An 11,218-nucleotide genomic window follows, 5' to 3' on the forward strand; every position below is an offset into this window, starting at 1 on the left:
TTTCCCGATTTATTTAATTTTGCTGCTAACATTATCTTAACATAAGTTGATGGGATAATGCATCTGAACAACAGCAAACCTATACAGATGAAATTTGACCTGACTCCGATAGATGTTGTGGACAACATCTCAAAAGAAGATTTCGAAAAACATTACCTGAAAACCAGAAGGCCATTGATCATCAAGAGTATGGCAAAAAACTGGCCCGCTTACGACAAGTGGGATCTCGACTATATGAAAACAGTTGTGGGAGATCAAACGGTACCGCTATATGACAGCTCCAAGGCAGACCCCTCGAAGCCAATCAATGCTTCTGCCGCAGAAATGAAGTTTTCAGACTATGTTGAGCTGATCAGGAATACACCTACCGACCTTCGCATATTTCTCTTCGACCCGATCAAACATGCCCCAAAGCTACTGGAAGATTATCGTGCTCCAAAAGACCTGATGGGCGGTTTCCTGGATAGCTATCCGAACATGTTCTTTGGAGGGAAGGGCTCTGTCACCTTTCTGCATTACGACATTGACCTCGCCCACATCTTCCATACCCACTTCAATGGCCGCAAACACGTCATCCTCTTTGAGAACGAATGGAAAGAACGCCTGTACCAGATCCCCTATGCCACTTATGCACTGGAAGACTATGATGTGGAACAACCTGATTTTGAGAAATTCCCTGCATTGAAAGGTGTAAAAGGCGTCGAAGCATTCCTGGAGCATGGGGATACGCTATTCATGCCAACAGGATACTGGCATTGGATGAAATACCTCGATGGCTCTTTCTCCATCAGCCTGCGCGCATGGGATAAATCATGGGCTGTGAAGGCCAAAAGCCTTTACAACCTAACCATCCAGCGTAAATTCGATGACTTCATGAAACACAACTTCAGGGACAGCTACATGGCCTGGAAGGAAAAACTTGCCGTCAGAAGAGCAAACAAAGCTTTCCGTAAACAGGAGCCACGTTAAATCCAGTTTAACCCTGAGTTCAGAAAATAATTTTGCGATGGAGGATAAGTTTAAATTTTAATTTACACTTTTGTCCTCTTATCCCATCATTATGAGCTTTATATTAAAGCCGGTAGATACCGTAGAGAGCATTAGTCCCGCTGATTTTAAAAAAAATTACCTGGACAAAAGACGTCCCCTGATCATCAAAGGACTGACAAAGTCATGGCCAGCCAGGGAAAAATGGACAACGGACTACCTCAAATCAATTGCTGGAGATATCAATGTCAGCCTGATGGACAATTCTAAGGCCGACCCCTCAAAGCCCATCAATGCCTCTGTGGCAAACATGAAGTTCGGCGACTACCTCGACCTCATCAAAAGAGAACCAACGGAACTTCGCATATTTTTCTTTAATCTTTTCAAACATGTTCCCGACCTGATTAAAGACATTACCCTGCCAAAAGACCTGATGGGAGGTTTTCTGGAGAGCATGCCAGCCATGTTTTTTGGTGGCTCAAACTCCGTGACCTTCCTGCATTACGACATCGACCTGCCTCATCTTTTTCATACGCACTTCGGCGGCAGAAAACACATCATTCTTTTTGACAACAAATGGAAAGACCGGTTATACTGCATCCCCAATGCCACTTATGCACTGGAAGATTATGATGTGGCCAATCCTGATTTTGAGAAATTCCCCGCCCTGAAAGGTGTAGAAGGATATGAAGTCTTCCTTGAACATGGAGATACCCTTTTTATGCCTACAGGTATGTGGCACTGGATGAAATACCTGGACGGATCCTTCTCTCTTACGCTGCGTGCATGGGATGCTTCCATCAGCAGAAAGGTGCAGAGTGTCGCAAACCTTGCGCTGAAAGGGGGACTGGACAGTGTGCTGAAGATGGTATTCAAAGCACCTTATGCGTTATGGCGTGAGAAACTGGCCATTAAACGTGCCGAACGGGCCCTCGCCAAGGGAAGTCCAAAGTAATGTCAGAACAGCAGGCCATGCAGTAATGCAGATGCTTTTTGACAGCCCTTTATTTTACAAGTGGATAACATTACTGATACCTCAAACTTTTATCTTCGGTAATCCGTTATACTGATGATATGAGAGGTTTTCATTTTTCTAATTTCCAGCCAGATGACCTTCCCAAAGGAGGCTTCGATGAGCTGCTCAAGCTGTTCACCCAGCTGCTGAACTATACAGCCGGAGATGCAGGTGAAGCACTGGCCTGGATGAATGAGCTGGACAAAAAATACAAGTTCACCAATAACGACTATGGTATGGGCGACTTCATCGAGGACCTTAAAAATAAAGGTTACCTTAAGGAGAACACTGCAAATGGCGACATGAACATCACCGCCAAAACGGAACAGACCATCCGCCAGTCGGCCCTCGAGGAAATCTTCGGACAGCTGAAGAAAGCTGGTAAAGGAAACCACAACAGCAACCTCTCCGGAATTGGGGAGGAGAAAAATGCCGACAGAAGGGAATATTCTTTTGGAGACAGCCTCGACCAAATCGACATGACCGCCTCTATCCACAATGCACAAATCAACCATGGCATCGGCAACTTCACCCTGACAGAGCGTGATCTTGAGGTGGAGGAGAAAGATTACAAAACGCTCACTTCAACTGTCCTCATGATCGACATCTCGCACTCCATGATTCTCTATGGTGAAGATCGGATCACCCCCGCAAAAAAAGTGGCTATGGCTCTTGCCGAACTCATCAAAACACGCTACCCTAAAGATACACTGGACATCGTTGTCTTCGGTAATGATGCATGGCCCATTACCGTCAAAGACCTTCCTTACCTGCAGGTAGGTCCGTATCATACCAATACTTTCGCGGGCCTTGAGCTTGCTGCTGATTTATTGAGAAGGCGTAAAACCCACAACAAGCAGATTTTTATGATTACCGACGGCAAGCCCACCTGCCTGAAGGAAAATGGAAAATATTACAAAAACAGCATGGGACTGGACAGGAAAGTCATCAACAAAACACTGAACATGGCCGCCCAATGCAAAAGGCTCCACATCCCCATCACAACCTTCATGATCGCACAGGATCCCTACCTGCAGCAGTTTGTACGTGAATTCACACAAATTAATGGTGGCAGGGCCTTCTACAGTTCGCTTACAGGCCTTGGAGAATACATCTTTGAAGATTATATAAAAAACAGAAGAAAAACAGTACGTTAAGCTAGCTACCATTACCTCAACATTGCCCTACACTTAAAATATGGATCACATTAATATAAAAACATTAGGCCAGTTGAAGGCCGCCAACTATAAATCACAAACAGTAAAAGATGAATTGCGGAAGAACCTGATCCGGCAGCTCCAGGACCATGAGGCCGGATTTGAAGGCATTCTGGGTTATGACGAGACGGTAATTCCTGAACTGCAGACTGCCATCCTTTCCAGGCACAACATCCTGTTGCTGGGTCTTCGCGGGCAGGCAAAAACCCGAATCGCCAGGTTAATGGTCAACTTACTGGATGAATACATCCCTTATGTAAGTGGAAGCGAAATTTTCGACGATCCCCTGAACCCCATCTCCTGGTACGCTCACCACGAGATTTCTATACATGGTGACGAAACACCCATCAGCTGGCAGCACCGCTCTGAACGTTATACAGAGAAACTGGCTACTCCGGATGTAACCGTGGCCGACCTTATCGGCGACGTGGATCCCATTAAAGCGGCAACACTTAAACTAACCTACAATGACGAGCGGGTGATTCACTTCGGCCTGATCCCCAGAGCACACCGCAGCATCTTCGTGATCAACGAGCTTCCTGACCTACAGGCCAGGATCCAGGTGGCATTATTCAACATGTTACAGGAAAAGGACATCCAGATCCGCGGCTTTAAACTGCGCCTACCACTTGACGTACAGTTTGTATTTACGGCAAACCCTGAAGATTATACAAACCGCGGATCCATCGTTACCCCCCTGAAAGACAGAATTGAAAGCCAGATCCTTACTCACTACCCGAAAACAATTGCCATCTCCCGTAAGATCACCTTCCAGGAAGCACGCACCACCCAGGCACAGAAAGATGCCATCGAAGTCGATGGGCTGGTAAAGGACCTGATTGAGCAGGTGGCCTTTGAAGCGCGCCAGAGTGAGTTTATTGACCAGAAATCAGGTGTATCGGCAAGGCTCACCATCTCGGCTTATGAAAACATGATCAGCACTGCTGAACGCAGGATGCTCATCAATGGGGAGAAAAGCACTTTTGTGCGCCTGGCCGACCTGGTGGGCATCATCCCGGCAGTAACAGGAAAGATCGAACTGGTCTATGAAGGGGAACTGGAAGGTCCTGCAAAAGTCGCCAATACGCTTATTGGAAAAGCCATAAAGACGCTCTTCAGCCGGTACTTCCCGGATCCGGAGAAAGCGAAAAAAAGCAAAGCAGCCAACCCTTACAACAGCATCACAGAATGGTTTGTGGAAGGAAATACACTTGATATCTCCGACCGCCTGACACTGCCAAAATATAAAAAGGAGCTTTCGCAGGTAACAGGACTCCCGGAATTGGTAAAACAGTTCCATCCTAAACTCAGCGCCAACCAGACCTTATTGATGATGGAGTTTGTACTGCATGGCCTTGCGGAATATTCACAGCTCAACAAAAAATATCTGGATAGTGGCTTTGGCTTCTCGGATATGTTTGACAGCCTCTTTAATAGTGGGATCGATGACGATGATGAAGATTTCCGTTAGCCCTTGTTTTATCCATGATCATCAATTTCAACTAAATGAGTCGACTGACCCTTTTTATCATCATCTCCGTTTTTCTTTTGGCGTTCGACTATTATTGTTACCGGGCGATACTCAGCGTTTTTAAAAAATGGACCCCAAAGACGAAGAAACTCTTTGCTGTAGCCTGGTGGTCATACACCATTCTACTGGTCATCAGTGTATTCGCCGCCTTTTACGCCAATGTCTTTCTGAGTCTCAAGTCGGTGATCCTCGTAGCCTTCTTTATGACGCTGGCCTGCAAGCTGGTCATGCTCCCATTCCTTCTGATCGATGACCTCAGAAGACTGCTGCTCATTGCATTTCGATATGTAAAAAAGGAAAAACAGAAGTCCCCTGCTGATGCGCAGGAAAACAACAACGTTCAATTGACTTCCATCAGCAGGTCTGAATTTATCATTAAGGCGGGTCTAATTACGGCAGCCATTCCACTCAGCTCTTTATCCTGGGGAATTGTAAGTGGCGCTTATGATTATAAAATTAAAAGAAGAACATTGGTACTGCCAAACCTCCCCAAGGCATTCGAGGGGATGACCCTGGGCCAGATATCAGATATCCACTCCGGCAGCTTCTACAACCAGAAAGCGGTTCGCGGAGGCGTGGACATGTTACTTGCTGAAAAACCTGATGTGATCTTCTTTACCGGTGACCTGGTGAATGACATGGCCAGCGAGATGCGCGACTATCAGGACATCTTCGCCAAAGTGAAAGCTCCTCTGGGGGTATATTCTGTACTTGGTAACCACGACTATGGTGATTACCATTTCGGCAGAAACCCTTCTGCCGAGAAAGCACGTAACTTACAGGAGGTGATCAAAACGCACGAGCGTATGGGCTGGGACCTCCTCATGAACGAACACCGACGTCTAAAGATTGACGGGGAAGAGATCGGTATTCTTGGCATTGAAAACTGGGGCACAGGACGCTTTCCGAAATATGGACGCATGGACCTGGCAACAAAAGATACAGATGACCTCCCTGTAAAATTACTGCTGTCTCATGATCCCTCACACTGGCGTGAAGAAGTACTTCCCAAATATCCCCAGATTGACGCCATGTTCAGTGGTCATACACATGGAATGCAGTTTGGGGTACGTACAGAAGATTTCCAATGGAGTCCTGTACAGTATATTTATAAGGAATGGGCGGGACTATACCGCGAACAACAACAACAGCTATATGTGAATGTCGGCTACGGATTTCTGGGTTATCCGGGAAGAGTTGGAATATTACCGGAAATCACGATATTTGAATTGAAGCGTGCCTGATACACGCAGGAATCAAACCAGCCATGGTAAAAAAAGTATTGCTTTCGATTCTTGACTTTACCCTGTTCAGCAACCTGTTCATCGCCATTTGCGCTGTTGCACAGGGACTGATCACTTATCAGCTGCTGGGTGCGAAGCCGGATAAATATGTACTTGCGGTCATCTTTTTCGGCACCCTGTCCATCTACAACTTCGGCATGCTGGTTACCAATCCTAAAATGTTGGCTGCGTCGCCCTTTTTAAGCATGAGGTGGGTAGCTGAGCACCACCGGATCATGATCTCCATTACGCTGATTTGTGTGCTTTGTATGATTCCCCTCGGCCTCCTCTACCTCAGCATAGAAGCGCAGGTCTTACTCGTGTTCACAGCCATCATCGCCATTGGCTATAATGTTCCTTTTCTCCTTATCGGGGATCAGAAAATCGGATTGAAAAACATCCCGGGTGTGCGTATATTTCTTATCGTCTCAGTCTGGTGCATCAGTTGTGTGCTACTCCCCATTGTTGAGCTGGAGAAAAACTATGCCATCAGCATCTCTGCAGGGGAAACCCTCCTTCTGGCTGCAAAAAGGTTCCTCTTCATCATTGCCATTACCATCCCTTTTGATCTACATGATCTCGCACGTGACAAACAACATGCCCTGAAAACCATTCCTGCGTTAGTAGGAGAAAAGAAAGCCTATCTGTTTGCCCTGCTGCTACTATTGCTATACCTGCTGCTGATGCTCCTGTTCAACAAAGGTTTTGACCTAAGCATTGTTGCCATTACCATTTCTCTGTTTGTAACAGCCTGGTTGATCATCAATGCCAATAGGAAAAGAAATGAATACTATTATCTGCTATTTTTGGATGGTACCATGCTGCTTCAGTATTTCCTGCTGCTGGCATTTAGCCTCGCTGCATGACACCACCCCTTTTGGAATTTATGAAGGATTAAACCTGTAGCCGATACCACGTACCGTCTGTAACAGCTGCGGATTGTCCGGATTGGCCTCAATCTTTTTACGCAGACGGACAATGTGCATGTCCAGTGTCCGTGTATTGACATCCGAATTGTATCCCCATACTTCCAGCATCAGCGCGTCCCTGTTGATTACCTTATTCGGATTTCTCAAAAAGTACAACAGGATCCTGTTCTCCAGAATGGTCAGCTCTATTTTTTTGTCGTTACGAAATAGCGTGTGGATGTTCGGATGATGCTCCATATCTCCAAAACGATGTACCTCAGAACGGTCATTGTTCAGCAGAAACTTCACCTTACTTTCCAACATGGCCACCAACACATCCATATTGAATGGTTTTGTTACGTAGTCGGACACCCCAAAGTTATAGGCATCAATCTTATCTACATCCTGCGCCTTTGCCGTCATCATGATGATCAGGTTTTCAAATCCCTGTTTCCTTACCTCTTCACAGACTTCAGAGCCCTGCTTGCCTGGCAACATCCAGTCGAGCAGCACAATATCTGGTTTTTCAGACATGATCACCTGACCTGCAACTTCACCATCGCCAGCTTCCAGCACCTGGTATCCTTCTGCTTTCAAACGATGTACGACTAAAAAGCGTAAATTTTCATCGTCCTCGACTATTAATATTTTAATTTCCTTAGACATATTTTAATCATTATATGGTAGTACAATTTTAAATTCTGTTCCCTTATTCTCACGGCTGCGCACGCTGATCTCGCCCTTCATGAAGTTGACCAGCTCCTTGCAGAAGGCCAGGCCCAGGCCCACGCTCCCATTCTGGTTGTACTGGTTCTGTATCCTGAAGAACTTCTTGAAGATGTTATTGATCTCCGAAGAAGGAATTCCTATGCCCTGGTCGGTAAACCTGAATACCACTTTGCCCTTGATCAGTCTGGCACTGATGTGCAGACGCTTGCGCTCTGCAGGAGAATATTTATAGGCATTCTCCGCGAGGTTATCAAAAAGACTGCCAAGCAATACCGGATCGGTGACAAAAGTCGTGAATCCGGAGACCTCATAAGTAAACTCAAAATCAGGGTGTTTCAGTTTATGTGATTCCACAGTACTCTCAATAAAGTCTTCAATATAGATTTCATCCCTGTTCAGGACAATTGCCTTATTTTCAATCTGCGTGAAGGCCAGCAGCTTGTTCATCAGTCCATTGAGCTTATCGGCCTCTTCATCAAGGATTTTGCCATACAGCAGCAGTTCCTTATCCGTCAGCATCGTAGCGCTTTTGATGTTATTTCCAGCAATTTTGATGACGCTCACGGGCGTCTTGAATTCATGGGTGAGGTTATTCACGAAATCATACTGCAGCTTAAACATCTTTTGATTGATGTTGAGGTTTCTGTAGATCAGAAAAGCCACCAGCACCACAATTGCATAGAATACCAGGATGCCCATCGCAATGGGCAGAAAGTAATTCCGGATTTCCTTGTCTACGAAAGACTTGGAGGACATAAAGTACAGCTTAAAGTCCGAAAAGGGCCCCGGCAAGGTGATCTCCGTGCTCAGGTAAGTTGCAGTAGTGTCGATAGGGTCATAAGTAAGTGGCTCGATCTTGATGTATTGATACAGCTTTGGCCTTGTATTGATGATCTTGATCTTATAGGGGTCCAAATGAAAAGACAGCATGTCCTGCTGATAGACCGGCTGCGGTGTGAGCGTGCTCCGCAGCATCTTTTTATACATTTTGATGTCCTCAATCCTGGGGATATTGAGGTAGGTGATCTTGTTGGAACGCACATTGCTGAAATTGCTGAACAGCTCATCCTGACTGGGCACGCGACTGGTATCAAGACTCTCGATATAGGAGGCGAGCTTCAAAGCCAGGGCGTTAAAATCATCACCCACAATAAACCTCCGGGTATCATCACGTGAAAAGAGTTTGACCGAGTCCAGGGGTACCAGACTTCCAAACTGATAGATATCCTTGGGACCAAATGAAAACCGACCGGTGTTCAGGCCGTCACTCACAGGGGTGTTCCGTACCTCTGAGTCGTAGAAAATGACCTTGGATACAAAAGGATACTCCAGCAATAGGGTATCCACAAAATTAGATGCCGTTGTAGAGTCCAGGTAACCATTATAATAGGAAACCTCCGGAAGTTTCTTCTGAAAGAAATCATTGTAAGGTTTGATGCTTCGCTCAAGGACGTTCACCTTTTCCGAGACAAACTCATTCTCGATGAACTTTTTACTAAAATTATAAGCCAGGAATAGGGAAAGCACGAACAGTACAGACATCAGTATGATGAAGGTAATGATGAGCAAGAAGTTCTTACGGTAACCTGTTATCTTTTCTGAAATCATGTGTGGTCAATTTACCTATTTTTCAGGTTAACTTCTAAAAATTGTTCAAGAGCAGCATAAAACTTCCGTCGGCTCTCCTGATTCTTTGAAGGGTAACTGATGCCGTCGTGCTCCAGATAGGTCACATTCATTTCTCTTTTTTTCAGGTTCCTGATCAGCTGAAGATGCTCCGCCGCACTGGTATTCTGATCCTTGGTATTCTGCGCCAGGAATACTGGAATGTTAATCTTGTCGGCCTGAAATAACGGCGATGCCCAGCGCATCTGGTCTGCATCAGCCAAGGGGTCGCCAATGATCTCATAATACATCTGCAGGGTACTCTTCGAATAGGGTGGAATCGACTTCAGGTAGGTAAACAAATTGATGATACCCGAATTGGAAGCGGCACAAACGAAGGTTCCTTTATTCTGACAGGCGCCATTTAAGGCCACATTGCCCCCAAAACCGGAACCATAAATACCTATCCGTTTAGGATCAGCAATGTCTTGGTCGATGAGCCATTTGACACCGTCAATGATATCATGCTGGATCTTACATCCCCATTGTTTATATCCGGCAGCGGCAAATTTCTTTCCGTAACCTGAAGATCCTCGGTAATTCACCTGGAATACTGCATACCCGCGATTCGCCAGGAACTGCACCTCAGCATTATATCCCCAAAGGGTACGGTCCACGGGGCCATCATGTGGCAATACTACTACAGGCAGGCCCTCGGGACTGATCCCGTTCGGCAGTGTCAGGTAGCCATGGATGGTTAGCCCATCTCTGGATGGAAAACTGGCAGGCTTCATCTCACACATCTCCTCCTCATGAATGGCCGGATTAAAATCCCTAAGCTTTTTGAGCTTGCGCTGATCAGCATAATACAGGTAATAGGAACCCGGATTCCGGTCGGTAAACGTTCTGACGACAAATACATTCTCGGCCTGATCGCGGTCAAGGATCCTTGTTTCCGTCTTTGGCAACAGACTGTCAAGCACCTCATAAATCTGCCTCACACTTTCATCAAGAAAATGCTTTTCCTTCTTCCAGGTTTCATAAACAGCAAACGAAAGCCTGCTTTTTTTTCGGGAATAGGTAGCGTCCGTCACATTCAATGTGTCGCTGCCAAACAGCACCTTCAATTCCTTTCCGGTATGGCAATCCACTTCCACCAGGGCCGCCTTATCGCGGTTCACGTTGGAAATGGCGTAGATGATATTCGGACTTCCCGGCTGAAAAGCAATGGGTGTAAAAGTCGTGTTAAAAGTATTGGTCATCACCGGCTGAAAGGGCTCATGTTCACTGGCACGGTACAGCAACGTGGAATTACCGCCGTCGGTACTCACCGCAAGGCGCAGCTTACCCTCCGCATCAGTACGCCATTCCGTAATGTTACCAGGATTTTTTGCGGCCATCTCCATCTCACCATTCCGCACATTCAGCCTGTACACATCAAATACAGTAGAGTCGCGCTGATTTGAAGAAACGAGCAGGTACCGCCCGTCGATCAGCTGGTCTTCCAGGATCCGCAGTCTGCTGGTATCATCTTTACTCAGCTGCCTTTCTTGCTTCCCGTCTTTACCAATGATGAAAATATCTGAACGGTGGCTGGCTACATCAGACTCCTTATAATAAATCAACTCATTATTGCTTACCCAAAAATAAAACAGGATACTCTTGTCTTCCATCCGGGTAATCATCTTCGACTTGCCCGAAGCAATAGCTTCGACATATAGGTTTAGCCGGTCACCCTCCAGTTTAAAATATGAAATGTTCAATCCATCAGGTGAGACACGGTAGGCCATCTTGTCCTGCAGCTTGAAAAAATCATCTATGGGGATATCGCCAACACTCCTTCTCTGCTGACAGGCAACATTCAAGGTCAATAACAACAGAAAAAGATATTTTGTATTCAGACTCATAATTTATTCAGCGGCAAATCTACACATCGTCAACCT

The 11,218-nt window shown here is 46.0% G+C and carries 9 protein-coding genes; 6 read left to right on the top strand and 3 right to left on the bottom strand.

Annotated elements, in window-relative coordinates:
• The first annotated feature begins 87 nt into the window (after positions 1 to 87).
• From PBAL39_RS06920 to PBAL39_RS06945, 6 genes are all read left to right on the top strand, one after another.
• Positions 88 to 969: a cupin-like domain-containing protein gene (locus PBAL39_RS06920; protein ID WP_039866260.1), complete on the top strand. Its 882-nt coding sequence runs from the start codon at positions 88 to 90 to the stop codon at positions 967 to 969.
• 91 nt (positions 970 to 1,060) lie between these two features.
• Complete coding sequence (locus PBAL39_RS06925) at positions 1,061 to 1,942, top strand: cupin-like domain-containing protein (RefSeq protein ID WP_008239756.1); 882 nt, start codon at positions 1,061 to 1,063, stop codon at positions 1,940 to 1,942.
• A gap of 119 nt (positions 1,943 to 2,061) precedes the next feature.
• Positions 2,062 to 3,159 (top strand): VWA domain-containing protein, encoded by a 1,098-nt coding sequence (locus PBAL39_RS06930; RefSeq protein WP_008239758.1) that lies wholly within the window; start codon positions 2,062 to 2,064, stop codon positions 3,157 to 3,159.
• Between the two features lie 40 nt (positions 3,160 to 3,199).
• On the top strand, positions 3,200 to 4,690 hold the full coding sequence (locus tag PBAL39_RS06935; RefSeq protein WP_008239767.1) for a sigma 54-interacting transcriptional regulator: 1,491 nt from the start codon (positions 3,200 to 3,202) through the stop codon (positions 4,688 to 4,690).
• A 35-nt stretch (positions 4,691 to 4,725) separates the two neighbouring features.
• Positions 4,726 to 5,994 (top strand): metallophosphoesterase, encoded by a 1,269-nt coding sequence (locus PBAL39_RS06940; protein ID WP_008239770.1) that lies wholly within the window; start codon positions 4,726 to 4,728, stop codon positions 5,992 to 5,994.
• Positions 5,995 to 6,017: 23 nt separating this feature from the next.
• Positions 6,018 to 6,899: a UbiA family prenyltransferase gene (locus PBAL39_RS06945; protein ID WP_008239772.1), complete on the top strand. Its 882-nt coding sequence runs from the start codon at positions 6,018 to 6,020 to the stop codon at positions 6,897 to 6,899.
• A gap of 18 nt (positions 6,900 to 6,917) precedes the next feature.
• On the opposite strand, the gene PBAL39_RS06950 is transcribed toward PBAL39_RS06945, so the two are convergent.
• Genes PBAL39_RS06950 through PBAL39_RS06960 form a run of 3 tightly spaced genes read right to left on the bottom strand, consistent with a single transcriptional unit; the run spans position 6,918 to position 11,182 of the window.
• Positions 6,918 to 7,607, bottom strand: coding sequence for a response regulator transcription factor (locus PBAL39_RS06950; RefSeq protein WP_039866213.1), 690 nt, complete (start codon positions 7,605 to 7,607; stop codon positions 6,918 to 6,920).
• Between the two features lie 3 nt (positions 7,608 to 7,610).
• Positions 7,611 to 9,278: a sensor histidine kinase KdpD gene (locus PBAL39_RS06955; protein ID WP_008239774.1), complete on the bottom strand. Its 1,668-nt coding sequence runs from the start codon at positions 9,276 to 9,278 to the stop codon at positions 7,611 to 7,613.
• 11 nt (positions 9,279 to 9,289) lie between these two features.
• Positions 9,290 to 11,182, bottom strand: coding sequence for a prolyl oligopeptidase family serine peptidase (locus PBAL39_RS06960; protein ID WP_008239776.1), 1,893 nt, complete (start codon positions 11,180 to 11,182; stop codon positions 9,290 to 9,292).
• Between the last annotated feature and the right edge of the window lie 36 nt (positions 11,183 to 11,218).

The sequence above is a fragment of the Pedobacter sp. BAL39 genome, assembly GCF_000170795.1.
Classification (GTDB): domain Bacteria; phylum Bacteroidota; class Bacteroidia; order Sphingobacteriales; family Sphingobacteriaceae; genus Pedobacter.